The organism is Xanthobacter albus (genome assembly GCF_043194895.2).
In the GTDB taxonomy this organism is placed as follows: Bacteria; Pseudomonadota; Alphaproteobacteria; order Rhizobiales; family Xanthobacteraceae; genus Xanthobacter.
Genome location: NZ_CM195532.1, coordinates 907,959 through 931,623, shown reverse-complemented (window position 1 = coordinate 931,623; position 23,665 = coordinate 907,959). Strand labels below are relative to the sequence as shown.

Here is a 23,665-nt window from a genome sequence, read left to right as displayed (position 1 = left end):
GCCGGCCGACCTCATGAACCTCCTGTCGATCCAGTCCCACGTCGCCTACGGGCATGTGGGCAACGCTTCCGCCGTCTTCCCGCTGCAGCGCCTCGGGGTGGAGGTGTGGCCCATCCACACCGTGCAGTTCTCCAACCACACCGGCTACGGCGCCTGGCGCGGCCAGGTGTTCGAGGCCGGCATGATATCGGACCTCCTGGAGGGCATCGCCGAACGCGGCGCGCTGCCGCGCTGCGACGGCGTGCTCTCCGGCTACATGGGCTCGGCCGACATCGGCGCCGCCATCCTCGACGCGGTGGCGCGCGTGCGCGGCGCGAACCCCAAGGCGGATTATTGCTGCGATCCCGTCATCGGCGACGTGGGGCGGGGCATCTTCGTGCGGCCGGGCATTCCCGAGTTCATGCGCGAGCAGGCGGTGCCGGCGGCGGAGGTCATCACCCCCAACCAGTTCGAGCTGGAGCTGCTTTCGGGCCACAAGGCCACGGACCGGGCCGGCGCGGCGGCGGCCTGCGCGGCGCTGCACGCCGCCGGCCCGCGGGTGATCCTCGTCACCAGCCTCCACACCGCCGAGACGCCGGCCGATTCCATCGACCTCCTGGCCTCCGGGCCGGACGGCCGCTTCCTGGTGCGCACGCCGCGGCTCGACGTGTCGCCGAACGGGGCGGGCGACGCCATCGCCGCCCTGTTCTATTTCCACGTGAAGCGCACGGGCAGCACGGCGGCGGCGCTGGCGGCCGCCGCCTCCTCCATCTTCGGCCTTCTGGCGAGGACCGAAAAAGCACACTCGCGCGAATTGCTGCTGGTGGAGGCCCAGGAGGAGTTCGTGGCGCCCTCGCGGGTCTTCACGCCCCAGGCCGTTTGAGGCAACTTTGTGGCGCCGGATGCGGGTGCAGGGCGCCCCGCCGATGGCCTCCCCCACCCCGAGCCCTCGCGCGCCCGCGACCTTCACCCTGGCCCCGGACCCTGCCATGCCGCGCCGTTTCGTGACGCTGGACGTCTTCACCACCCGCCCCTTCGGCGGCAATCCCCTTGCCGTGGTGCTCGACGCGCACGGGCTCGACGACGCGGCCATGCAGCAGGTCGCGCGCGAGTTCAACCTGTCCGAGACGGTGTTCGTGCTGCCCCCGCGCGACAAGTCCCACCGCGCCCGCATCCGCATCTTCACCACCGCCCACGAGATGCCCTTCGCCGGCCACCCCACGGTGGGCACCGCCGTGCTGCTGGCGCTGGAGGACAAGGTGGAGAAGGGCACCATGCAGATCGAGCAGCCCATCGGCACCGTGAGCTGCGCCGTCACCACCCAGGGCGCCGGCTCGCGCAAGGGCACCGCCGTGTTCACCGTGCCGCGCCGGGCGACCCTGGAGCCCGCCGACATCTCGCGAGAGGCCTGCGCCGAGGCGCTCAACCTCGACCCCTCCGACATCGGCTTCGACGCCCACCGGCCGGTGGTGGCCTCCGCCGGCGTGCCCTTCCTGTGCATCCCGCTCGCCAACCTCACCGCCCTGGCGCGGGCGCGGCCGGACGAGGCGGCGGCCATCGCCGGCATCGGCGCCTTCGGGGACGCGGCCTTCCTCTACACCGTGGACGAGGACGGGGACGCCGACTACCGCGCCCGCATGTTCTCCCCCGGCCTGGGCACGCTGGAGGATGCCGCCACCGGCGCGGCGGCCGCCGCCTTCCCGGCCGTGCTCATGGACGCCGAGACCCGCGTGGACGGCCACCACAAGGTGCGCATCGACCAGGGCTTCGAGATGGGCCGCCCGAGCCGCATCGACCTCGGCTTCACGGTGAAGGACGGCCGGCTGGTGGACGGCACCACCACCATCGGCGGCGGCGCCGTGCTGGTGGCCGAAGGCATGCTGCACATCTGACCGGGAACTCGGCGCCCCCGCCCCCAGGAGCCACGGAAGCGCCCCGGCGGACCGACACCCGCCCGGGGCGGCATGCCCATGCGCCTTCCGCGCGCCACCACAGGCGTGCGGATGCCGGACGCCCGCGCTCCCGCGCATTTCCCAGAATGGGCCAGGAAATGCCGGAAAGCCCGTGCCTGAAGGCCGCACGCCCATATATTGGCATCGCTCATGGATGCTGATTGAAATTACCCGTCCTTGAAATGCGTGAAATCGCCCGTCCTCCCCGCCTGGGCCCCTTGGCGCGGCCGGCCGGGCTCCTATGTTCGCCGCATCGCATCATCAAGCCCGGCCGCAGCCGGGCCTTTCCGAAGGGAATTCTCATGAGCGCGAGCACGCCGTCCCTGTTCGACAGCTACCGCCTGGGCGACATCACCCTCTCCAACCGCATCGTCATGGCGCCCCTGACGCGCAACCGCGCCGAGCCCGGCTTCGTGCCGAGCCCCATGGCGGTGGAATATTACGCCCAGCGCGCCAGCGCCGGCCTCATCGTCACCGAGGCCTCGCAGATCAGCCAGCAGGGCCAAGGCTACCAGGACACCCCCGGCATCTATACCGAGGCGCAGGTGGCCGCGTGGCGCAAGGTCACCGATGCCGTGCACGCCAAGGGCGGCCGCATCGTGATCCAGCTCTGGCACGTGGGCCGCGTCTCCCACACCTCTCTGCAGCCGGGCGGGGCGGCGCCGGTGGCGCCCTCGGCCATCGGCTCCGGCGGCAAGACCTTCGTCAACAACGCCTTCACCGACACCTCCACCCCTCGCGCCCTGGAGCTCTCCGAGATCCCCGGCATCGTCGCCGACTACCGCCGCGCGGCGGCCAACGCCATCAAGGCCGGCTTCGACGGGGTGGAGATCCACGCCGCCAACGGCTACCTGATCGACCAGTTCCTGAAGGACGGCGCCAACGCCCGCACCGATGCCTACGGCGGCTCCATCGAGAACCGCGCGCGCTTCCTGCTGGAGGTGACGGACGCCATCGTCGCCGAGATCGGCGCCGGGCGCACCGGCATCCGCCTCTCGCCCGTCTCGCCGGCCAACGGCATCTCCGACAGCAATCCGCAGCCGCTGTTCAATTATGTGGCGGAGGAGCTGGAGAAGCGCGGCCTCGTCTATATCCACGTGGTGGAGGGGGCCACCGGCGGCCCGCGCGACGTGGCGCCGGGCTTCTCCTTCGACGAACTGCGCAAGCGCTATTCCGGCACCTGGATGGTCAACAACGGCTACGACCTGAAGCTCGCCACCCAGGTGGTGGCCGAGGGCAAGGCCGACCTCGTGGCCTTCGGCCGGCCCTTCATCGCCAACCCGGACCTGGTGGAACGCCTGCGCCGCGACGCGCCCTGGAACGAGCTCGACCGCGACACCCTCTATGGCGGCGGCGCCAAGGGCTATCTCGACTACCCGACCCTGGACAGCGCGGCGTGAGCGCCGGCACTGCCGGAAACCGCGAGCACGAGGAGGACCGGCGCGTTGCGCCGGTCCTTTCCCTTTGCCTGACCCTGGAGCCCGGCGGCTGGCCCGAGGCCGACGCCCGACGCGCTGAGATCGAGGCCACCTTCGCCCGGCGGCAGGCCGCCAACCCACACCTGTGGAACGGCGACATCCTGATGCTGCGCGGCTACCGCTTCGCCGACGGGCGGCTGGAGGGCCGCGTGCGCCGCACCGATTTCGCGAGCTTCCTGTGGTGGCGCGAGCAGGGCTGGCCCACCACGCTCGGCATGGTCAACGTGTTCGCCCAGGCCGCCCTCGAAGGTGCCGACGGCGCCTTCCTGATGGGCGTGATGGGCGCCCACACCGCATCGCCGGGGCGGATCTACTTTCCCGGCGGCACCCCCGACCCCTCCGACCTCACCGCCGACGGGCGGCTCGACCTCGACGCGTCCCTGTGGCGCGAGCTTTCGGAGGAAACCGGGCTCGGCCCCGCCGACGTGGCCCATGACGCGGGCTTTACCGCCGTGTTCGACGGGCCCCGCCTCGCCTTGCTGCGGCGTCTGGTGCTGCGCGAGCCGGCGGAGGCCGCCGCCCGGCGCATCCATGCCTTCCTCGCCGCCGACGCCCTGCCCGAGCTTGCCGGAATGGCCATCGTCCGCAACGTCAGGGACATCTCGCCGCAGATGGTCCCGTTCGCGGTGGCGTATATGCGCCACCGGTGGGGCGCCACGCGCGAGACGTGAGCGCCGGCCACGAAGGAAGAGGCGGATTCATACATGACGGAGAAGGACGCGCAGCCGGCACAGGGGCTGCGGAACGCTCTTCGGCGCGGCGCCGGAGGCATGATGGCGGCCGCCGCGCTGCTGGCGGGCGTGGCGCATGCGGCGCCGGCCCGCGCGGAGCCGGCCTGGAGCGAGCTTCAGGCCCCGCTGCGCGGCGCCTCCTTTGGCGAGCCCGGCGGCATCGCGCTGTTCGTGCTCGGCTGCGGCGCCGCTTCCGGCCCCTTCATCCAGGCGCCCCTGCCCGAGGGGGTGCGCGCCCGCCCCGGCCGCAACGCCGCCCTCTCCCTCGATGTGGACGGCAAGCGCTTCTCCGCGCGCGGCCGCATCGCCGTGGACGAGAATGCCGAAGGCGGCCCGCGCGGCGCGGTGGTGGCGCCGGTGCGCCTCACCGATCCGCTGGTGAAGGCCCTCGGCGCCGGCAAGCAGCTGAAGGTGGGCGAGAAGGCCGGCGCCCTCGTGGTGCCCCTCGACACCGGCGCCACGCTGCTGGGCAAGGCCATCGCCGCCTGCGGCGCCCCCGCCCCGGTGGTGACCCCGGCCGGCGCCAAGCCCGCCGCGGCCGAGGCCGCGCCCAAGCCGGCGGAAGCCGCGCCCCAGGCGACCGCCCCCGCGACCGAGGCCGCCAAGCCCGCCCGCGCCGGCACAGTGCCCCCCGCCCGCGAGATCGCGGCCGCGATCTTCGTCGATCAGGCGGAAGGCCAGCGCGTGGCCGACAAGCTGAAGATCACCCAGGTGGACCTCAGCGGCGACGGCGCGCCCGAGGCCATCATCACCCTCAACGATCCCGCCTGGTGCAGCGAGACCGGCTGCACCTGGTTCGTGGTGGACCTTTCCGCCAAGCCGCGGGTGATGGGGCAGTTCATCGGCCTCGGCCTCGCCCCCGGCAAGGAGGTCACCAACGGCTGGCGGGACCTGACTCTCAAGACGCCCGGCGGGACCGAGCGCATGTACTACAAGGACGGCACCTACCACTGATGCCATTGGCCCCGGTCTTCGGCCGGGGCCAAGCGATACCCGCTCACAAGCGGGTTTCGCTCAAGGGCCGCGCCGAAGCCGCCCCGGCCAAGGCAGTCAAGAAAAGGGCCCGTCCGGCATCCGCCGGCGGGCCCTTGGCGTTCAGGACTTGCAGGCGCCGACGTCACGGCCGCACCCGGAGGGCGAGGCCATCGGCGCCGCGTTTCCTCACCGGTAGTCGAGCAGGCTTCGCTCCAGCACCGCGCGGGCAGCGCCTCGGGGGACGCCCGCTTTCACTTGCCCAGCTCGGCCTCGTCGAGGGGGCGGGCGTCGTCGGCCAGCATGATCGGGATGCCGTCGCGGATGGGATAAGCGAGCCGCGCCGCCCGCGAGATCAGCTCCTGGCGCTCGCGATCATATTCGAGCGGGCCCTTGGTGAGCGGGCACACGAGGATCTCCAGGAGCTTGGGGTCCACTTCGTGGCCGGAACGCTGGGACTGGGGCATGGCTTTCACCTGTATCGGAAAGGCGCCGGAAGCGGGCCGCCCCGCGGCGCCCGGGCCAGACGAAAACGGCCCTCCGGAGAGGGCCGTTTCCTGTTCGTCACGCCGCCTGGCGGCGGGGCGTCACGAGCTTGCGGTTCACCAGCACCTCGGCGATCTGCACCGCGTTCAGCGCCGCGCCCTTGCGCAGGTTGTCGGAGACGCACCAGAAGTTGATGGCGTTCTCCACCGTCGGGTCGTCGCGCAGGCGCGAGATGTAGGTGGCATCCTCGCCGGCCGCATCGTGCGGGGTGGCGTAGCCGCCCGGCTCGCGGGTGTCGATGACCAGGATGCCCGGCGCCTCGCGCAGGATCTTGCGCGCGTCCTCGGCGGAAAGCTCCTTCTCGAACTCCACGTTCACCGCTTCCGAGTGGGAGATGAAGACCGGCACCCGCACGCAGGTGGCCGTGAGCTTGATCTTGGGGTCGAGGATCTTCTTGGTCTCGACCACCATCTTCCACTCTTCCTTGGTCGATCCGTCGTCCAGGAAGACGTCGATCTGCGGGATGAGGTTGAAGGCGATGCGCTTCGGGAACTTCTTCGCCTCCACCGGATCGGAGACGAAGATGGCCCGCGTCTGGGTGAACAGCTCGTCCATCCCGTCCTTGCCGGCGCCGGAGACGGACTGGTAGGTGGAAACCACCACGCGCTTGATGGTGGCGGCGTCATGCAGCGGCTTCAGCGCCACCACCAGCTGGGCGGTGGAGCAGTTGGGATTGGCGATGATGTTCTTCGCCTTGAAGCCGGTGATGGCGTCCGCATTCACCTCGGGCACGATCAGCGGCACGTCCGGATCGGTGCGCCACTGGGACGAGTTGTCGATGACGACGCAGCCCTGCGCGCCGATCTTCGGCGCCCACTCCTTCGACACGGAGCCGCCCGCCGACATCAGGCAGATGTCGGTGTCGGAGAAGTCGTAAGTGTCGAGGGCCTTCACCTTCAGGGTTTTGTCGCCGTAAGAGACCTCGGTGCCCTGCGAGCGGCGCGATGCGAGTGCGACCACCTCGTCCGCGGGGAAGCCCCGCTCGGCGAGGATCGAGAGAATCTCCCGGCCCACGTTGCCCGTGGCGCCGACGACGGCGACCTTGTAACCCATGAAACGTCCTCGGGATTGCCGGCCTTGGGGCCGGTGAACGCGCCTTGTATGACGAACGCGCGCGCGATTCAATTGCACCGAATCAATTCGGCGGCGCGGGGCGCGGGCGCAAGGCCCCCGGCCTGCGCGGGCCGCCGGGCAGGGGCGCCGCCGCCGCAACCCCGACGAACGCTCGGGAAGGCCACGCGAATGTGTTGCCACCCCGCCACGGGCGAGATTTCTCCCCACCGGAACGCCCGCGCCGCGGCGGCGTTTCCTTGCGCAAGGCGCGCAAGTGCCCTAATCCAAGCTGGACGGCAGGTATTTTCAGGAATGCCGTTTCGAGGAGGGTCCCATGCGTTTCGCGCCGCTTCACACCCTTGCCGCCGCGCTGGCCGTGGCGCTGGCCGGCTTGGTCGCGGCCGCCGGCTCCGCCGATGCGCAGCAGACCCAGAAGCGCACCAAGCTTACCATCGAGAAGCAGCGCTCCTACCTGGACGCCGGCACCGTGGTGAAGCCCGGCTCCAAGTCCTACCTCGATTACGCGCTGCCGCTGAACTACAACTTCCCGAACTACCAGGGCTCGGCCGTGGGCCCCGGCCCCATCACAGGCCTGCGCTGGCCCCTGCCCGGCCCGTTCGACCTGCCCGGCTATTGAGGCCGGGGTTCCGGTTCGCGGAAGAAGGAAGGGCCGGCCCCGTGGCGCGGCCCTTTTTCATGCCCAAATTTAACGGGATAAATTCGTTTTTGCGCGCCTCCACAGGTTTTGCATGACAAATCCGGCGAACGCCGCCATAACACCATGAGACTCCCTCCCCGGCGGTAAGGCCGGGCGCGCCGGGGCGCGGCGCAGGCCGCCCGGATCCGCCGCAACCGTCGATGCTCCGCCCTTCATGCTCCTCTCCCTCGGTTCCGCCCGCCGCAGCGTCATTCCCGGCTTCCGCCTCTCGCTGGGGCTGACGCTCGCCTACCTCGGCCTCATCGTGCTGCTGCCCATCGCGGCGCTGCTGCTGAAATCGGCGGATGTCGGCTTCCATCGCTACATCGCCATCATCACCTCGCCGCGCACCCTGGCCTCGTTCCAGGTCACCTTCGCCACGGCGGCGGCGGCGACCCTGTTCAATGCCGTGTACGGCCTCGCCCTGGCCTGGGTGCTGGTGCGCTACGAGTTTCCCGGCAAGCGCCTGCTCGACGCTTTGGTGGACGTGCCCTTCGCCCTGCCCACGGCGGTGGCGGGCCTCGCGCTCACCACCCTGTTCGCCAAGAACGGCTGGTTCGGCGGCCCCCTGGCGCAGCTGGGCATCCAGGTGGCCTATGCGCCGGCCGGCATCGCCTGCGCCATGGCCTTCACCTCCATCCCGTTCGTGGTGCGCACCGTGCAGCCGGTGCTGGAGGATCTGGAGCCGGAGCTGGAGGAGGCCGCCGCCACCCTCGGCGCGGCCGACGGGCGCATCTTCCGCTCGGTGATCTTCCCGGCCCTGTTCCCGGCCTTCCTGGCGGGCGCCTCGCTCGCCTTTGCGCGCTCGCTGGGCGAGTTCGGCGCGGTGGTGTTCATCGCCGGCAACCAGCCGTTCCGCACCGAGATCGTGGCGCTGCTCACCTATATCCGGCTGGAGGAATACGATTACGCGGCGGCTGCGGCGATCGCCGTCACCCTGCTCGCCGTCGCCTTCGTGCTGCTGTTGGTGGTCAATCTCATCCAGGCGTGGCACCAGCGCCACGCGGTGGGGGAGGATTGAGCATGGCGCGACAGCTCAATCGCTACCGGGTGCGGGTGGGGGATGCGCCCCTGTTCCGCATCGGCCTCACCGGCCTCGTGCTGGGGGTGACGGCGCTGGTGCTGGTGGCGCCGCTCGCGATCATCTTCGTGGAGGCGTTCCGGCGCGGCCTCGGCCCCTATCTCGAGGCCCTGGCCCGGCCGGACACGTTGCACGCGGTGGGGCTCACCCTGTTCGCCGCGCTGGTGTGCGTGCCGGTGAACGTGGCATTCGGCATCGCCGCGGCGTGGACGGTCACCAAGTTCACCTTCCCCGGCCGCAGCCTGCTGCTGGCGCTGGTGGAGCTGCCCTTCTCCATCTCGCCCATCATCGCCGGCGTCGCCTATCTGTTCGTCTACGGGGCCCAGGGGCTGCTGGGGCCGTTCCTGGCGGCGCACGACATCAAGATCATGTTCGCGGTGCCGGCCATCATCCTCGCCAGCCTGTTCGTCACCGCGCCGTTCGTGGTGCGCGAGCTGGTGCCGCTGATGATGGCCCAGGGCCGCGACGAGGAGGAGGCGGCGGTGAGCCTCGGCGCCTCCGGCTTCCAGACCCTGCGCCTCGTGACCCTGCCCAACGTGAGGCTGGCGCTGCTCTACGGCGCCGCCCTGTGCAACGCGCGGGTGATGGGCGAGTTCGGCGCCGTCTCCGTGGTATCCGGCAACATCCGCGGCCAGACATCGACCCTGCCGCTCCAGATCGAGCTGCTCTACGAGGACAGCCAGGTGGTGGCGGCGTTCGCGGCAGCGACCCTGCTGGCCGCGGTGGCGCTGTTCACGCTGGTGGCGAAGTTCCTGATCGAGCGGGCGGAAGCCCGCCGCATCGCCGCGAGCCTGGACGCGGCGGCCTGAGCGGCCCCTCGCGAAGCCCATCGGCTTCAGGGCCGGTGCGGGACGCAGGTTCAACGCATCCCCGCCGGGACCCGCACCAGATGTTCGGCTCGTCCCAGGCGGAACCGGTCTCAGGCGGAACGCCACGCGCCGGCACACACCCTCGGCTCCGGCTGCGACCGGTCGGTCAAGCCCGAGCCCGGCACGGGCTTAAGCAATCGCCGCCATGAGAGAAGCGCATGGGCATCCGGCCGTGGATTGGAAAAGCGCCGGAGGCGATCGCCCGGCGCGGCCTCTCAGCCGCGCGGCGCGGGAAGGCCGAGGCCGCCGGACGCCGCTGCGGCGGCCTTCTGCTCGCGCCGCGCCTTGCGGGCCTCACGGCGGAAGCGGCCCTGGCGCACCCAGGTGACGGTGCCGCCGACGACGACGCCCACCAGCAGCGACGCGAAGATCACCGCATAGAGCGGCACGCTCGCCGAGAGCACCGGCGCGCCGGGGGAGAAAGGGTCGAGGGAGACCAGCACCTCGCGCCGGTTGGCCACCGCCAGCGCGATGACCAGGACCGCCACGGGCAGGCCGATGAGTACGGACAGCACACGCGCCACTGAGGATCACTTCCCGTCGTTGAGACGCTCGCGCATCTCCTTGCCCGTCTTGAAGTAGGGCACGGTCTTCTCGCTCACGTCCACCTGCTTGCCGGTGCGCGGGTTGCGCCCCACGCGGGCCTCGCGCTTCTTCACGGAGAAGGCGCCGAAGCCGCGCAGCTCCACCCGGTCGCCGCGCTCAAGGGCGGAGACGATCTGCTCCAGGATGGCGTTGACGATGTTCTCGACATCGCGCTGGTAGAGATGGGGATTGGCTTCCGCGATTTTCTGGACGAGTTCGGACTTGATCATGATGGCTTCATTTCCCCTCACGACCGATCCGCAGGGAGCGGTGGACACGTTCCAATTTAGAAAAAGATCGTGACCTTAATTGAAAGGCCCGCACCCCGATCATTTATCGAGGGGAGGGTGCCAGAGCGCCAAAAGGCCGTCAAGCTGCACAAGGTCCAGGGCCGCGCGCGTGCCCTGCGAGAAAACCGCCGCGAGCTGCGGAAGGCCGACCGCCTCGGCGGCGGCGCGGCCGAGGCCCAGGAGCCAGCCGAACTCGCTGCCCACGCGCCCCGTGCTCCAGGTGCGCACCTTCAGGTTTTCCGGCACGCCCTTCTCGCGCGCGAGCCACGCGCGGGCGGTGCGCTCGTCGCCGATCTCATCCACCAGTTGCAGCTCCAGGCCCTGGTGGCCGGTGAAGACGCGGCCGTCGGAGACCGTGGAGAGCGCGTTGCCGGAGAGCTTGCGCCGCTCGCCCACCAGGCCCTTGAACCAGCCGTAGCTGTCGGCCACCAGGGATTCCACGGCGGCGCGGGCCTCCGGCGTCACCGGCGTGTAGGGGTTCGGCGCGGCCTTGAGGGGGGAGGACTTGATGTCCTCCATGGTCACGCCCACCGTCTTCAGCAGCTCGGTGACGTTCGGGAACTGGTAGATGACGCCGATGGAGCCCACCAGCGTGTTGCGGCCCGCGACGATGTGGTCGGCACCGAGGGCGGCGATGTAGGCCCCGGAGGCGCCGACGCCCTCCACCACGGCCACCACGGGCTTTTTCGCGGCAAGGCGCCGCAGGGCGTCGTAGAGCTGCTCGGAGCCGGTGACGGTGCCGCCGGGGCTGTCGATGGCGAGGATCACCGCCTGCGCGCGCGAGCGGCCGATCTCCTCCAGCATCTCCACCCGCGGGCGGTCGTTGCGGATGAGGCCGCCGATGACAACCCGCGCCACGTGGGGATTGCCCGCCGGCACCCGCTCCCGCGCAAGCACGCCGACGCCCACCGCCAGCGCCGCCACCACGGCCAGCACGCCGAGCGTGCGCCAGAAGGTGACCTTGCGACGCAACCTGCGGCGATCGACGATCTGGTCGGCGTCGAGCGACATGCCTGCCTCCTGCCCTGGACCCTCGCCCGAAGGCGGGCCTGCATGGCAGGCCGGGGGCGCGCCGCGGGTCGAAACGCGCCTTGCCTGGACTTAAGCGGCCGGGCCAGCCTTGGCAAGACGACGGCGACGGCGACGCCGCTGCCGGTTCGGAACCGCCGGCGCTACCAGCGCTCGCCCGGCGATGCGCCGGATCGCCACTCCGCGATGCGCCGGCCGGTGGCGGGCGTGATCTCCTGCGGCAGCGCGTCGAGCGGGAAGAAGGTGGCGGCCACGATCTCCAGGTTCGACGGCAGCGCGGGGCCCGGCCGAACCCGCCCGTGGAAGCAGGCCACATGGTCACGTCCGCCGTAGGAGGGGTGAAAGAAGAGGCCGTGCAGGCGCAGCGCGCCCTCCACCTCGGCGTTGGCCTCCTCCTTCAGCTCGCGCCGGGCGGCGGCCTCCGCGCTCTCGCCCACGTCCACGCCGCCGCCGGGCAGGTGCCAGCCGGGGGTGTAGCCATGCTTCACCAGCAGCAGCCGGCCCTCGCCATCGAGGGCGAGCACCCGCACCCCGAGGGTGAGGCCGTGGCGGAGGCGGCGGAAGAGAGGCAGGAAGGGGAGCATGGCGCCTTATAGCATCGCCCGCGGCGAGGGCCGATCCCCGTCACGGCGTGCGGCCCGTCACACGGCGTCCCGCCGCGCCGGGGCGGGCTCGGCCACGCTCACGCGGTCGCGCCCGGCGCGCTTGGCGGCATAGAGGGCGTCGTCGCACTGGCGCATCAGCCGGTCGAGATCCTCCGGCCCCGCGGGCAGCGCCACCGCGCAGCCGATGGAGATGGAGCAGCTCATCCCCGGCGCCTCCGCGACCGCGACCTCGCGCGCCGCGAGGCGGATGCGCTCGGCCGCCGCCAGCGCGTCGCGGGGGCTCGCCGCCTGGGGCAGCAGCAAGGCGAACTCCTCCCCGCCCAGGCGGCCGAAGATGTCGCCGCGCCGGGCGCTTGCGCCCACCGCCGCCGCCAGCGCCTGCAGCACCCGGTCCCCGGCCGGGTGGCCGTAGGTGTCGTTGACGCGCTTGAAGTGGTCCACGTCGACCAGGAGCAGGGCCAGCGGGCGCTCGCTCCGCGCGGCGGCGGCGAGGGCCGCGCGGGCGGCCTCGAAGAAGGCGCGCCGGTTCAGGATGCCGGTGAGGTGGTCGGTGGTGGCCGCCCGGCGCAGGCTCACCTCGTCATCCTCCTTCAGCAGCAGCAGGAAGCCGACGCCGCCCGCCACCGCGTAACAGTACATGACGATGAGGCCGAACATCTGCGCCAGGTCCTTGTCGAGCACCGAGCGGCCCTCGATGAAGCCGGCATAGGCGCGCATGAGGAAGGACACCGCGACCACCGCGCAGAAGGCCGCCATGGCCCGCTGCAGCCGCGAGGCCGCGCGCGGCGACCCGAGCAGGACCGCCGCCGGGCCGAACAGCGCGGCCACGGTGAGGCCGGCGACGCCGACGAGCGTTCCCGGCGACGCCAGGGGAAGGCTGATGGCGAAGCTGCCCACCCCCGCCGCCCCCAGGAGAACCGGCGCGAGCCACCGCGCGCGCGCCCTGAGGCTCACGATGGCCGCCAGCTCGATGGCGAAGCCGAAATACACCAGCACGTTGGCGACATTGATCGACAGCCATGCCGGGATCTCCCCGCGCGAGCCGATGAGCAGGCAGCCCAGCGCATGGAGGCTGCGCGCCGCCACGAAGCGGTGGATCAGCTGCCGCTGCCGCCCGCGCTCCCCATAGGAGAGCAGCATGATGCAGACGACCACATCCGTGATGAAGATGAGCCGGAACAGGGTCCGCAGGTCGAAGGGGGCAAAATAGTCGAACAGGAACACTTGCCACACCTGACTACCGTGCGCCGACCTTCCGGCCAATGCAAAGGCCGGGAACAGCGCAAAGGCCAAGAACAGCTTGGCCAGCCGCCATGACATTCCTGGCGCATCATAGCGGTAAAAGCCAAGCTTCGCCTTCGGCAAATACTCCAATCAGGAGCTTTCGCGGCGTCAGCTCAGAGGCGGTCCGCCGGGGGGCGCGGGGCCGCCCGGCGGGAGAAAGGCGCCCGCCGGGGGACGGGCGCGGGAGGGCGAACGCGGAAAGCGGCCTCAGGCGGCGGGCTTCAGCGCATTCAGCTCGCCGGGCAGGGCATAGGCCCAGCCGCTGATGGAGCCGGCGCCGAGGCACACCACATAGTCGCCCGGCCGGGCGATGCCGGCGACGATGCCGGCCAGCGCCTCCGGCCCCTCGAGGGCGGTGACGCTGCGATGGCCATGGGCGACGAGCCCTTCCACCAGATGGTCGCGGTCCACCCCCGCGATGGGCGCCTCGCCGGCGGCATAGACCGGCGCCACGATGACGTGATCGGCATCGTTGAAGCAGGTGCAGAACTCGTCGAACAGGGATTGCAGGCGCGTGTAGCGGTGCGGCTGCACCACCGCGATCACCTGCCCCTCGCTCGCCCCGCGCGCGGCGCGCAGCACGGCGGCGATCTCCACGGGATGGTGGCCGTAGTCGTCGAAGATGGCGGCGCCGTTCCATTCCCCGGTGCGGGTGAACCGCCGCTTGACGCCCCCGAAGCCGCCGATGGCCTCCACGATCTTCTCGTCGCTCACGCCGAGCTCGCGGGCGACCGCGATGGCGGCGGTGGCGTTGAGGGCGTTGTGCTTGCCCGGCATGGGCAGCCGCAGGCCGCTGATCTCGTGGGTCACGGCGCCCGAGCGGTCACGGAACACGACGCCGAACTTGGTGATGCCGCCCTTCAGGTCCACGTCCACCAGCCGCACGTCCGCCTGCGGGTTCTCGCCATAGGTGATGACGCGCCGGTCCTCGATGCGGCCCACCAGCGCCTGCACCACGGGATGGTCGATGCACATCACCGCGAAGCCGTAGAAGGGCAGGTTCTCCACGAAGCTCTCGAAGGCGTCCTGCACCTTGTCGAAGGTCTTGAAGTGGTCGAGGTGCTCGGGGTCCACGTTGGTGACGATGGCGACCTCGGTGGGCAGCTTCAGGAAGGTGCCGTCGCTCTCGTCGGCCTCCACCACCATCCAGTTGCCGTCGCCGAGGCGGGCGTTGGTGCCGTAGGCGTTGATGATGCCGCCGTTGATGACGGTGGGGTCGAAGCCGCCGGCGTCGAGCAGGGTGGCCACCAGCGAGGTGGTGGTGGTCTTGCCGTGGGTGCCGGCGATGGAGACGCAGCTCTTCAGGCGCATCAGCTCGGCCAGCATCTCGGCGCGGCGCACCACCGGCAGGCGGCGGGCGCGGGCGGCGGCGAGCTCGGGATTGTCGCGCTTGATGGCGGAGGAGACCACCACCACCGCGGCGCCGTCGATATTGGCCGCATCCTGGCCCACGCTGACCGTCACGCCCAGCTCGCGCAGGCGCTTCACGTTCGCGTTCTCGGCCGCATCCGAGCCCTGCACCGTATAGCCGAGATTGTTCAGGACCTCGGCGATGCCGCTCATGCCGATGCCGCCGATGCCGACGAAATGGATGGGGCCGAGGCGCTCCGGCAGCTTCATGAAGATTGTCCTTGGAAGGTTGCGGCCGCGCCCCCGCCGGCCAGATGTTGCACCAGATCGCCCAGGCGTTCCGCGGCGTCGAGCACGCCGGCGCTTCTGGCGCGTTCAGCCATGCGCGTCAACGTTTCCGGCGCATCCGCGAGGCGCGCCAGCTCGGCGGCGAGGCGGGCGGCGTCGAACTCCACCTGCCGCAGCGCCAGCGCGCCGCCGATGTCGGCCAGGGCGCGGGCGTTGGCGGCCTGGTCCTGGTCCAGGGCGTGGGGCAGCGGCACCAGGATGGCGGGGCGGCCGATGGCCGCCAGCTCCGCCACCGTCCCGGCGCCGGAACGGGAGATGACGAGATGGGCGCGGGCCATGCGCGCCGGCAGGTCGTCGAAGAAAGGGGCAAGCTCGGCATTCAGGCCGAGGGCGTCATAGGCGGCGGCGACCTGGGGGAGGTCCTCCTCCCGCGCCTGCTGGGTGAGGACGATGCGCCCGCGCACCTGCGCCGGCAGCGCCGCCAGCGCCTGCGGCACCACTTCCGACATCACCCGCGCGCCCTGGCTGCCGCCGAACACCAGCACCCGCAGCGCCCCGCCCGGCAGCGGCGGATCATAGGGCACGGCGGCGGCGGCGAGGGCCGCCGGCCGCAGCGGATTGCCGGTCCACACCGCCTTGGCGGCAAGGGCGGGGTCGTCCTTCGCGAGGCCCGGAAAGCCGGTGGCGATGGCGGAGGCGCGGCGCGCCAGCAGCCGGTTCGCCCGCCCCATCACGCCGTTGGCCTCGTGGATCACGGTGGGCACGCCGAGCAGGGAGGCCGCGAGCAGGGGAGGAACGGTGGGGTAGCCGCCGAAGCCCACCACCACCGCCGGCTTCAGGCGTCGCACCAGGGCGAGCCCGCGCATGAGGCCGGAGGCGAGAGCGAGCCCGGTGCGCGCCAGCGCCACCGGGGAGCGCCCGCGCACGGTGTCGGCCGGCAGCACATGCAGCTCGCGCGCGGGGAAGTGGCCGGCATAGCGCGCGGCGCGCTCGTCGGTGGCGAGGTCCACCTGAAGGCCGCGCGCGGTGAGCACGGCGGCCAGGGCCTCGGCGGGAAAGAGATGTCCGCCGGTGCCCCCGGCGGCGAGAAGAACGAGCTCTGTCACGGTCCCCTCATGTTGCGCGTCGTGGAGCGCGCGTCCCCCTGAGGGGACCCTATGCCAAGGCCCGCGGGCGCCGGTCAGGGACCGGGCCGAAGGCATGATCGCCTCCCAACGCCCATTCTTGGACGTCAATAAGGCGGCCGCCCCGCGCCGGCGTCAGGCCGGATGGGCGGCGGCGCCGGGCGCGGCATCGTCGGCGAAGGCGCTCGCCGGCGCCATCTTGGGCACCGCCACCTGCGGGCCGTTCACCGTCTTCGGCTCGGACAGGGCGGCGAGCGCCGCCGCCCCCGGCCGCTTGCGCGACAGGGCGATGAGCATGCCCATGCCGAACGCCAGCGAGATCAGCGAGGAGCCGCCGTAGGAGATGAAGGGCAGCGTCATGCCCTTGGCGGGGGCGATGTGCACGTTCACCGCCATGTTGATGGCCGCCTGCAGGCCGAACAGCAGCGCGAGGCCGGTGATGGCGAAGCGGGCGAAGGGGTCGGTCTCGTTCATGGCGCGGGTGAGCGCGCGCAGGATGATGAAGGCGAACAGCGCCAGGATGATGAGGCACAGGATGATGCCGAACTCCTCCGCCGCCACGGCGAACACGAAATCGGTGTGCCCGTCGGGCAGGAGGCGCTTCATGGTGCCCTCGCCGGGCCCCTGGCCGAACCAGCCGCCGTTGCGGAAGGAGTTGAGCGCCGCGTCGATCTGGTAGGTGTCGCCCGATTCCGGGTTCAGGAAGCGGTTGATGCGCTTCTGGACGTGGGACACGGTCATGTAGGCGATGGCGCCGCCGCCCGCGCCCACGCCGACGAGGCCGATCATCCAGATCCAGCGCAGGCCGGCGAGGAAGAACAGCGCCGACCACACCAGGGAGATGAGCAGGCTCTGGCCGAAGTCCGGCTGCTTCACCAGCGGCCCGAGCACGCTGGCCAAAAGGCCGATGGCCAGGAGCTGGGCCGGCATCTCCGGCCGCTTGGCGCTCTCGGAGAACAGCCAGGCGGCGATGATGACGAAGGCCGGCTTGATGAATTCCGACGGCTGCACGGTGATGCCGGCGATGGTGAGCCAGCGCCGCGCGCCCTTCACCTCCGGGCCCAGGACCAGGGTCGCGAGCAGCAGCACGAAGAAGACGGCGAACACCACCATGCACACCCGGCGGATGGCGCGGGGGGTCATGAACGAGGTGAGGATCATCACCACCGCGGCGGGGATGAGGAACAGCACCTGCCGGTTCACGAAGTGGAAGGGGTCCGCGATGTTGAGGCGCGCCGCCACCGCCGGGCTGGCGGCGAGGCACAGCACGATGCCCACCACCATGAGGGCGAACAGGCCCGCGAGCAGGCCCCGGTCCACCGTCCACCACCATTCGCTCAGGACGGTGCGATCGGCACGCGACATCATGGGACGGCTACTCCGGCACGGGACATTTCCCGCACCATGCGACCGGGACGGTTGACGGCCCCTTAATGCCCGATCGCGGGCCCGGCCTCGATCACGGCCCCGTCGCGAATCCGGACGCGGGCGCCTATGCTGCCGGGCGTGGCCCGCCGCACCAGAACCGTCCGGGCGCCCCACGCCGGCGCCGATGCCCTGCCCGAAGCCTTCCGGCGCTGGTTCACCGCGCGCGGCTGGGCCCCGCGCGCCCACCAGCTCGACCTGCTCGCCGCCGCGCGGGCGGGCCGCTCGGTGCTGCTCATCGCCCCCACCGGCGCCGGCAAGACGCTGGCCGGCTTCCTGCCCACCCTGGTGGAGCTGGCCGAGGGGCGGCCCGCCCGCGCCGCGCGGGCGAAGGCCTTCCGGACGTCGTCGGAACCGGCCGAGGGCGCGACAGCCATCTGCGTGCCGCCGGAGCATCCCCAGGCCTCCGCGCCGCCCGACCCCGCCGCGCCGCCCGGCCCGGCCGCAGGAGTCCGCGCCCGCCGGAAACGCGCGGCGCCACGGGACGGCACGGCCGAGGCCGGGGCCGCCACCCCGCCGGCGGCGCAGGAGGCGGACGCGGCACGCGGCGCGCGGGACATATCCACCACAGGCCCCCGCTCCGGCGGCGAGGAAGACGCGCTCTCGCCCTTCGCCCGCTGGGCGGCGGAGCCGCGCGTCTCGCCCCTGCACACGCTCTACATCTCCCCGCTGAAGGCGCTGGCGGTGGACATCGCCCGCAACCTGGAAGCTCCCGTGGCCGAGATGGGCCTTCCCATCCGCGTGGAGACCCGCACCGGCGACACCCCCGCGAGCCGCCGCCAGCGCCAGCGGCGCGACCCGCCGGACATCCTGCTCACCACGCCCGAGCAGATCTCCCTGCTGCTGGCCTCGAAGGATGCCGAGACCCTGTTCTCCGGCCTGCGGCGGGTGGTGCTGGACGAGCTGCACGCCCTCGTCACCTCCAAGCGCGGAGACCTTCTGGCCCTGGCGCTGGCGCGGCTGCGGGCGCTCGCGCCCGGCCTGCAGTGCGTGGGCCTTTCCGCCACCGTGGCCGCGCCCGACGACCTGCGCCGCTATCTCGTGCCCCAGGACCCGAACGCGCCGGATGGGCCCCCTCTTGCCGACCTCGTGGTGGCACAGGGCGGCGCGGCGCCGGACATCGCCATGCTCGACACCGCCGCCCCCATGCCCTGGGCGAGCCACATGGCGCTCCACGCCGTGCCGGACATCTACGCCGCCATCCGCGCCAGCGGCCTCAGCCTCGCGTTCGTGAACACGCGCCGGCAGGCGGAGTTCCTGTTCCAGGAGCTCTGGCGCATCAATGACGACAACCTGCCCATCGCCCTCCACCACGGCTCGCTGGCCGTGGACCAGCGCCGCCGGGTGGAGGCGGCCATGGCGGAAGGGCGGCTGAAGGCGGTGGTGGCCACCTCGTCCCTCGACCTCGGCATCGACTGGGGGAATGTGGACCTCGTCATCAACGTGGGCGCGCCCAAGGGGTCCTCGCGGCTCATGCAGCGCATCGGCCGCGCCAACCACCGGCTCGACGAGCCTTCCCGCGCGGTGCTGGTGCCGGCGAACCGGTTCGAGGTGCTGGAATGCCGCGCCGCGCTGGAGGCGGTGCGCGCCGGCGCCCAGGACACCCCGCCCGAGCGCACGGGCGCCCTGGACGTGCTGGCCCAGCACATCCTCGGCATGGCCTGCGCCGCCCCGTTCGACGCCGACGCCTTGTTCGCGGAAGTGGCGACCGCCGCGCCCTACCGCGCCCTGTCGCGCGCGGATTTCGATGCCGCGCTCGATTTCGTCGCCACCGGCGGTTACGCGCTCAGGGCCTATGAGCGCTTCGCCAAGATCCGCCGCACCAGGGACGGCCTGTGGCGGGTGGCGAACCCCATGGTGGCCCAGGCCTACCGGCTCAACATCGGCACCATCGTGGAAAGCCCCATGATCAAGGTGCGCCTCGTCTCGGCGCGCGGGGCGGCGAAGACCGGCGTCGCCGGCCGCGTGCGGTGGGGCGGGCGGGTGCTGGGCGAGGTGGAGGAATATTTCATCGAGAGCCTGGTGGCGGGCGACACCTTCGTGTTCGCGGGCGAGGTCCTGCGCTTCGAGGCCATGGTGGAGGACGAGGCCTATGTCTCCCGCGCCAGCGCCGCCGCGCCGAAGGTGCCGGCCTATGCGGGCGGCAAGTTCCCCCTCTCCACCTTCCTCGCCGCCGGGGTGCGGGCGATTCTCTCGACGCCGGAGCGCTGGGCGAGCCTGCCGCCCCAGGTGGCCGAATGGCTGGAGCTGCAGCGCGCGCGCTCTCGCCTGCCCGGCCGCGACGACCTGCTGGTGGAGACCTTCGAGCGCGCCGCGCGGCACTACCTCGTCACCTACCCGTTCGAGGGCCGGCTCGCGCACCAGACGCTGGGCATGCTGCTGACCCGCCGCCTGGAGCGGGCGGGGCTGAAGCCGCTGGGCTTCACCGCCAACGACTATGCGCTGGGCATCTATGCGGTGGGCGACATCGGCCTCGCCATCCGCCAGGGGCGGCTCTCCCTCGCCGCGTTGTTCGACGAGGACATGCTGGGCGACGACCTGGAGGCATGGCTGGACGAGAGCAGCCTGATGAAGCGCACCTTCCGCTATTGCGCGGTCATCGCCGGGCTCATCGAGCGCCGCTTTCCGAGCAAGGAGAAGAGCGCGCGGCAGGTCACCATGTCCACCGATCTCGTCTATGACGTGCTGCGCCGCCACCAGGGCGACCATATCCTCCTGCGCGCCGCGCGCGCCGATGCCGCCACCGGCCTGCTGGACGTGAAGCGCCTCGCCGACATGCTGGCGCGCATCCGCGGGCGCATCGTCCACCAGCCGCTCGCGCGGGTGTCGCCCCTCTCGGTGCCGGTGCTGCTGGAGATCGGCCGCGAAGGCGTGGGCGGCGACGCGGAGGAGGCCCTCCTGGCGGAGGCGGAGGAGGAACTGGTGCGCGCCGCCATGGACTGAGGCCGGTGCGCATGGCGATGGGACGGCCGGCGGGGGGGACACTTCTCGCACGGAGGCCGGACATCCCAGGCGATGGCCGCCAGCGATTCGACGAGGCCACCGCGCGCGACAGGAATGCTCCGGACGCTCACGGCCGTGCGCCAGCCATCCCGCCCCAGCCAGGGCGCCGCCGACATCGGGCGAGGACCTTTTCGAGCGAGGCGAAAACCGGTTCGCGTGAAGAAAACGCGCCAGCTCAAGAATCCGGAGCATGTCCCCGTTTCATGGAAAAAGGAGACATGCTCCGGCGGAGGCTTCATTCGGCGCGGAAAGCGCAAAGCCACCACGACGCCAAGACGCGCCGCCCGGACCACGGCCATGACGCCACCACGCGCCTCGCGTGATTCCCGCGCGCATCGGCCGCAAGAATTCTATATGTTATTGAAATAACACATTTTCTTCAGAAGGATCGAAATCCGCTAAGCCTGGAAATGCTCCGGGCGCGTCATCGGGCCCGCGGTCCCGGACACGGTGGGACGAGGGCCTCCGCGCCATAAGCGGCGCCGGACGCCGCGACGTCCGCCGCCCCCCTCGGTCCCGGCGGCACATTGGCGGTGCGGGCACCGGGCGGCGCCGACACCTCCCGGCGGCGCGGCCCGTCACAGCCCGTTCAGCAGGCGCTCCAGATAGTCGAGCTCGATCTGCGGGCGCTCAGGCTGCTCCAGGCGGCGGCGCAGCTCCTCCAGCACCCGGCGGGCGCGCTGGGCGTCCACTTCGTCGGGCACCTTCACGGTGAAGTCGTCGCCATAGTCCTGGCTGCGCAGGGGGCGGCCGAGGGGGTCGGTGCGCTGGGCGCTCTCCTCGCCGGGGCCGCCGGCGCCGGGCTGGCCCTGGTTGCCGCGCTGGCCTTCCGCAAGCGCCTGGGCGCCCTGGCGCAGGGACTGGAGCGCGCGGCCCTGGGCGTCGAGCGAGGGCTGGCCCTCGCCGCGCCCCAAAGCCTCCTCCGCCTCGCGCATGGCCTGCTCGGCCCGGCCCAGCGCCTCGCCGGCGCGGTCGAGGGCTTCCGCCTGCGCGTTCCCGCTTTCCTCGCCGGCCTCGCCGCCCTGGCCCTGCTGCCCCTGCTGGTTCTGGCGGCCCTGCTGGTACTGGCGCAAGGCGTCGAGCATCTTGCCCAGGCGCTGGCGCAGCTCCTGCTGGCCCTGCTTCAGCCCGTCGAAGTCATTCTGGCCCTGCTGCCCCTTCTGCTGGCCACCCTGCCGGCCTTGCTGGCCCTGCTGCTCGCCCTGCTCGCGGCCCTGGCGATAGGTGCGGTCGCGCAGGCGCTGCTGCTCCTGGATCATGCCCCCCAGCTCGTTCTGCTGCTGGCCGTCCTGCCGGCCGGCCTGGCGGTTGCCGGGGCGCATGTTCTCCATCATGGCCTGAAGCTCGTTCAGGAGCTGCTGGGCCGCCTCGCGATTGCCGGAACGGGCGAGGTTCTCGATCTGCTCCAGCATGCGCTGGATGTCCTGCGGCCGCACGATGCGGGTGTTGGGGTCCAGCGGCCGGGAATCGGTGCCGCCGTCGCGCTGCGCCTGCTGGGCGAGCTGGCGCATCATCTTGTCCATGGCGGCGCGCAGATCCTGGGTGAGGCGCTGGATCTCCTCGTCGCCCGCGCCCCGCTCCAGGGCCGCGCGCAGGGCCTCCTGGGCGGCCTTGAGCGCGCGCTCGGCCTCGGTCAGCGTGCCGTCCTCGATCTCGACGGCGATGTCCCAGAGATAATCCACCAGCGCGCGCAGGTCGTCGTCGTTGCGGGCGGTCTTGGCCCGCATCAAGGCGGTGCGCAGGCCGAGGTATTCCCCCGCCGGCGGCGCGAACTGCTCGGGAAAATCGGTGAGCGCGGTGAGCACACTCACGAGGCGGCGGCGGTTGCGCGCGTCGAACGCCAGCAGCCGCCGCTCGTCGATGAGGGCGCGGGCGAGCGGCTTGGTGAAGGGCCGCTCGGGCAGCCGCACGTTCCGGGTGTCGCTGAAGCCCTCGTTGCCGGCCTCGTCGCGGGCGCGCAGGGTGAGCTTCACGTTGGCCCCGGCCCAGGGGTGGGCCAGGAGGTCCTTCGCGGTCTGCGCCGCGCCCGAGCGCCCGCCCGGCGGCAGCGCGAGCTTAATCTCCGGCGGCGCCACCAGCGGCTTCTCCGGCATGCGCCGGGCCTGGGCGCCGGGGCGCGGAAACAGCGGCGGCTCGGGCGGCAGGGGGGCAAACAGCGCGTCCGCCTCCTTCACGCCGTAGTCGTCCTCGACCCGGTAGGCGAGCTGGAGCACGTTGCGCGGCCCCGCCTGCGGCTCCTTCGCGAAGGCGATGGCGGGCGCCTCGTCGGTCACCACATTGAAATGCCACATCACCCGGCGCTGGTCGGGCCCGGTGAAGCTCGCATCCGCCGTGCCGCGGATGACGAACCGCCGCTCGGCGGCGTCGGCGGGCGCGGTGTTGGCGGCAGGGGTTTTGGCGGGTGAGGTCTTGGCCTCGTCCTTGCCCGTCACGTCCTTTTCCGTGCGGTCCTCGGGGGCGATGCCGCCTTCCAGCTTCAGGGCGGACACGTCCACTCCCGCGCCGCGCACCACCAGCACGCTGCCCGCCGGCACCTGCAGCGCCACGGCATTGAGGGACGTGGGCTCGTCCCAGCGCAGGCCGGGCAGAACCACCGGCGGGCGGCCGGTGTAGCCGGGCGGGTCCACCCAGGCATCGAGCCGGAACGGCGCCGGCGGGGTCAGGGCGCGCCAGTCGAAGGCCGCGCGGACGCGGGCGAGGTGCTCGCCCGGCGCCATGAAGACGGTGGCGCACAGTGCCAGCAGCGCCAGCGCGCGCAAGGCATAGGGATCGCGCCGCGCGAGGCCCGGCGCCGGCAGGCCGGCGCGCAGGCGGCCGGCGGCGTTCACCGCCCGCGCGAGATGGGCGCGCCACAAGGCCGCGCCCACGGGGTCGTCGGGCCGGGTGGCGAGACTGTCGGAAAGGGTGGTGGCCGGGCGGTGGGCCAGGGCGCTGCGCGCATCGAGCCGCGCCAGCGCCTCCGCCGCGTCGGGAACCCGCAGGCGCACCAGCGGCAGGGCCGCCGCCGAGAAGGCGACCACGAACAGGCCGACGCCGACCATGCGGCCGAAGGTTGGCAGGTCCTGCCACAGCCCGGCGAACGAAAGGGCGAGGAACACCGCGCCCACGGCCAGCATCGCCGCCAGGCCGGGCCACGCCCGCTCCCACAGGAGCACGAAGCGGGCGCGTTCCATGGCGCGCGCGAGCAGCAGCCGCGCACCCGCCACGCGGCCGCCCTCGGCCGGGAGCCTTTGGTCTTCCTCTGCGCCGTCCAGGGGCCGCTTCGCCGGGCTCACGCCATCTCCTCAGCTTGGGCCCGAAGGCCGTGACACGGGCCGCAACCGG

General features: G+C 72.0%; 20 protein-coding genes. 9 read left to right on the top strand and 11 right to left on the bottom strand.

The features are described from left to right. The first annotated feature begins 13 nt into the window (after nucleotides 1-13). The 5 genes from pdxY to V5F75_RS04105 all read left to right on the top strand — a co-directional run bounded on the left by pdxY (nucleotide 14) and on the right by V5F75_RS04105 (nucleotide 5,094). Entirely contained in the window at nucleotides 14-862 is an 849-nt protein-coding gene (pdxY, locus tag V5F75_RS04125; RefSeq protein ID WP_394033224.1) for a pyridoxal kinase PdxY, read from the top strand. Between the two features lie 106 nt (nucleotides 863-968). Beyond that, a complete protein-coding gene (locus V5F75_RS04120) occupies nucleotides 969-1,871 on the top strand; it encodes a PhzF family protein (RefSeq protein ID WP_394033223.1) in 903 nt (300 codons plus the stop codon). A gap of 362 nt (nucleotides 1,872-2,233) precedes the next feature. Next, a complete protein-coding gene (locus V5F75_RS04115) occupies nucleotides 2,234-3,331 on the top strand; it encodes an alkene reductase (RefSeq protein ID WP_394033222.1) in 1,098 nt (365 codons plus the stop codon). Then, on the top strand, nucleotides 3,328-4,080 hold the full coding sequence (locus tag V5F75_RS04110; RefSeq protein ID WP_394033221.1) for an NUDIX hydrolase: 753 nt from the start codon (nucleotides 3,328-3,330) through the stop codon (nucleotides 4,078-4,080). Before V5F75_RS04115 ends, V5F75_RS04110 begins: the two co-directional genes overlap by 4 nt. A 33-nt stretch (nucleotides 4,081-4,113) precedes the next feature. Then, on the top strand, nucleotides 4,114-5,094 hold the full coding sequence (locus V5F75_RS04105; RefSeq protein ID WP_394033220.1) for a hypothetical protein: 981 nt from the start codon (nucleotides 4,114-4,116) through the stop codon (nucleotides 5,092-5,094). Between the two features lie 272 nt (nucleotides 5,095-5,366). Here the strand turns inward: V5F75_RS04105 and V5F75_RS04100 are convergent, their stop codons facing one another. Both V5F75_RS04100 and V5F75_RS04095 read right to left on the bottom strand, forming a co-directional pair. Further along, nucleotides 5,367-5,579: a Trm112 family protein gene (locus tag V5F75_RS04100; RefSeq protein WP_394033219.1), complete on the bottom strand. Its 213-nt coding sequence runs from the start codon at nucleotides 5,577-5,579 to the stop codon at nucleotides 5,367-5,369. Between the two features lie 97 nt (nucleotides 5,580-5,676). Next, complete coding sequence (locus tag V5F75_RS04095; protein WP_394033218.1) at nucleotides 5,677-6,711, bottom strand: aspartate-semialdehyde dehydrogenase; 1,035 nt, start codon at nucleotides 6,709-6,711, stop codon at nucleotides 5,677-5,679. Nucleotides 6,712-7,045: 334 nt separating this feature from the next. Between V5F75_RS04095 and V5F75_RS04090 the strand changes: the two genes are divergently transcribed. The 3 genes from V5F75_RS04090 (at nucleotide 7,046) to cysW (ending at nucleotide 9,298) form a co-directional block, all read left to right on the top strand. Beyond that, on the top strand, nucleotides 7,046-7,348 hold the full coding sequence (locus V5F75_RS04090) for a hypothetical protein (protein ID WP_393987641.1): 303 nt from the start codon (nucleotides 7,046-7,048) through the stop codon (nucleotides 7,346-7,348). A 235-nt stretch (nucleotides 7,349-7,583) separates the two neighbouring features. Then, nucleotides 7,584-8,429: a sulfate ABC transporter permease subunit CysT gene (cysT, locus tag V5F75_RS04085; protein ID WP_394033217.1), complete on the top strand. Its 846-nt coding sequence runs from the start codon at nucleotides 7,584-7,586 to the stop codon at nucleotides 8,427-8,429. A 2-nt stretch (nucleotides 8,430-8,431) separates the two neighbouring features. Further along, on the top strand, nucleotides 8,432-9,298 hold the full coding sequence (cysW, locus tag V5F75_RS04080) for a sulfate ABC transporter permease subunit CysW (RefSeq protein WP_394033216.1): 867 nt from the start codon (nucleotides 8,432-8,434) through the stop codon (nucleotides 9,296-9,298). Nucleotides 9,299-9,573: 275 nt separating this feature from the next. On the opposite strand, the gene V5F75_RS04075 is transcribed toward cysW, so the two are convergent. The 8 genes from V5F75_RS04075 to ftsW all read right to left on the bottom strand — a co-directional run bounded on the left by V5F75_RS04075 (nucleotide 9,574) and on the right by ftsW (nucleotide 17,281). Next, nucleotides 9,574-9,882 (bottom strand): lipopolysaccharide assembly protein LapA domain-containing protein, encoded by a 309-nt coding sequence (locus V5F75_RS04075; protein WP_394033215.1) that lies wholly within the window; start codon nucleotides 9,880-9,882, stop codon nucleotides 9,574-9,576. A 6-nt stretch (nucleotides 9,883-9,888) separates the two neighbouring features. Beyond that, nucleotides 9,889-10,173, bottom strand: a complete 285-nt coding sequence (locus V5F75_RS04070; protein ID WP_394033214.1) for an integration host factor subunit beta — start codon at nucleotides 10,171-10,173, stop codon at nucleotides 9,889-9,891. A gap of 99 nt (nucleotides 10,174-10,272) precedes the next feature. Continuing rightward, complete coding sequence (gene sppA / locus V5F75_RS04065; protein WP_394033213.1) at nucleotides 10,273-11,244, bottom strand: signal peptide peptidase SppA; 972 nt, start codon at nucleotides 11,242-11,244, stop codon at nucleotides 10,273-10,275. A gap of 161 nt (nucleotides 11,245-11,405) precedes the next feature. Beyond that, nucleotides 11,406-11,846 carry an NUDIX domain-containing protein gene (locus V5F75_RS04060; RefSeq protein WP_394033212.1) on the bottom strand — a complete coding sequence of 147 codons (441 nt, stop codon included), beginning with the start codon at nucleotides 11,844-11,846 and terminating at the stop codon, nucleotides 11,406-11,408. 57 nt (nucleotides 11,847-11,903) lie between these two features. Continuing rightward, complete coding sequence (locus V5F75_RS04055) at nucleotides 11,904-13,100, bottom strand: GGDEF domain-containing protein (RefSeq protein WP_394033211.1); 1,197 nt, start codon at nucleotides 13,098-13,100, stop codon at nucleotides 11,904-11,906. A 258-nt stretch (nucleotides 13,101-13,358) separates the two neighbouring features. Further along, a complete protein-coding gene (murC, locus tag V5F75_RS04050; protein ID WP_394033210.1) occupies nucleotides 13,359-14,771 on the bottom strand; it encodes a UDP-N-acetylmuramate--L-alanine ligase in 1,413 nt (470 codons plus the stop codon). Next, entirely contained in the window at nucleotides 14,768-15,895 is a 1,128-nt protein-coding gene (gene murG, locus V5F75_RS04045; protein ID WP_394033209.1) for an undecaprenyldiphospho-muramoylpentapeptide beta-N-acetylglucosaminyltransferase, read from the bottom strand. The genes murC and murG overlap by 4 nt, the downstream gene beginning before the upstream one ends. A 153-nt stretch (nucleotides 15,896-16,048) precedes the next feature. Continuing rightward, nucleotides 16,049-17,281 carry a putative lipid II flippase FtsW gene (gene ftsW, locus V5F75_RS04040; protein WP_394033208.1) on the bottom strand — a complete coding sequence of 411 codons (1,233 nt, stop codon included), beginning with the start codon at nucleotides 17,279-17,281 and terminating at the stop codon, nucleotides 16,049-16,051. A gap of 126 nt (nucleotides 17,282-17,407) precedes the next feature. Here ftsW and V5F75_RS04035 point away from each other — a divergent pair, with 126 nt between their 5' ends. Beyond that, nucleotides 17,408-20,281, top strand: coding sequence for a ligase-associated DNA damage response DEXH box helicase (locus V5F75_RS04035; protein WP_394033207.1), 2,874 nt, complete (start codon nucleotides 17,408-17,410; stop codon nucleotides 20,279-20,281). A gap of 638 nt (nucleotides 20,282-20,919) precedes the next feature. Here V5F75_RS04035 and V5F75_RS04030 read toward each other — a convergent pair. After that, nucleotides 20,920-23,616 carry a TIGR02302 family protein gene (locus V5F75_RS04030; RefSeq protein ID WP_394033206.1) on the bottom strand — a complete coding sequence of 899 codons (2,697 nt, stop codon included), beginning with the start codon at nucleotides 23,614-23,616 and terminating at the stop codon, nucleotides 20,920-20,922. Nucleotides 23,617-23,665: the final 49 nt, after the last annotated feature.

What these genes read in the sequence shown, in the direction of transcription:
- pdxY (WP_394033224.1), top strand. Translation starts at nt 14, where the DNA reads ATGAACCTCCTGTCGATCCAGTCCCACGTCGCCTACGGGCATGTGGGC.
- V5F75_RS04120 (WP_394033223.1), top strand. Translation starts at nt 969, where the DNA reads ATGCCGCGCCGTTTCGTGACGCTGGACGTCTTCACCACCCGCCCCTTC.
- V5F75_RS04115 (WP_394033222.1), top strand. Translation starts at nt 2,234, where the DNA reads ATGAGCGCGAGCACGCCGTCCCTGTTCGACAGCTACCGCCTGGGCGAC.
- V5F75_RS04105 (WP_394033220.1), top strand. Translation starts at nt 4,114, where the DNA reads ATGACGGAGAAGGACGCGCAGCCGGCACAGGGGCTGCGGAACGCTCTT.
- V5F75_RS04100 (WP_394033219.1), bottom strand. Translation starts at nt 5,579, where the DNA reads ATGCCCCAGTCCCAGCGTTCCGGCCACGAAGTGGACCCCAAGCTCCTG.
- V5F75_RS04095 (WP_394033218.1), bottom strand. Translation starts at nt 6,711, where the DNA reads ATGGGTTACAAGGTCGCCGTCGTCGGCGCCACGGGCAACGTGGGCCGG.
- V5F75_RS04090 (WP_393987641.1), top strand. Translation starts at nt 7,046, where the DNA reads ATGCGTTTCGCGCCGCTTCACACCCTTGCCGCCGCGCTGGCCGTGGCG.
- cysT (WP_394033217.1), top strand. Translation starts at nt 7,584, where the DNA reads ATGCTCCTCTCCCTCGGTTCCGCCCGCCGCAGCGTCATTCCCGGCTTC.
- cysW (WP_394033216.1), top strand. Translation starts at nt 8,432, where the DNA reads ATGGCGCGACAGCTCAATCGCTACCGGGTGCGGGTGGGGGATGCGCCC.
- V5F75_RS04070 (WP_394033214.1), bottom strand. Translation starts at nt 10,173, where the DNA reads ATGATCAAGTCCGAACTCGTCCAGAAAATCGCGGAAGCCAATCCCCAT.
- sppA (WP_394033213.1), bottom strand. Translation starts at nt 11,244, where the DNA reads ATGTCGCTCGACGCCGACCAGATCGTCGATCGCCGCAGGTTGCGTCGC.
- V5F75_RS04060 (WP_394033212.1), bottom strand. Translation starts at nt 11,846, where the DNA reads ATGCTCCCCTTCCTGCCTCTCTTCCGCCGCCTCCGCCACGGCCTCACC.
- murC (WP_394033210.1), bottom strand. Translation starts at nt 14,771, where the DNA reads ATGAAGCTGCCGGAGCGCCTCGGCCCCATCCATTTCGTCGGCATCGGC.
- ftsW (WP_394033208.1), bottom strand. Translation starts at nt 17,281, where the DNA reads ATGATGTCGCGTGCCGATCGCACCGTCCTGAGCGAATGGTGGTGGACG.
- V5F75_RS04035 (WP_394033207.1), top strand. Translation starts at nt 17,408, where the DNA reads ATGCTGCCGGGCGTGGCCCGCCGCACCAGAACCGTCCGGGCGCCCCAC.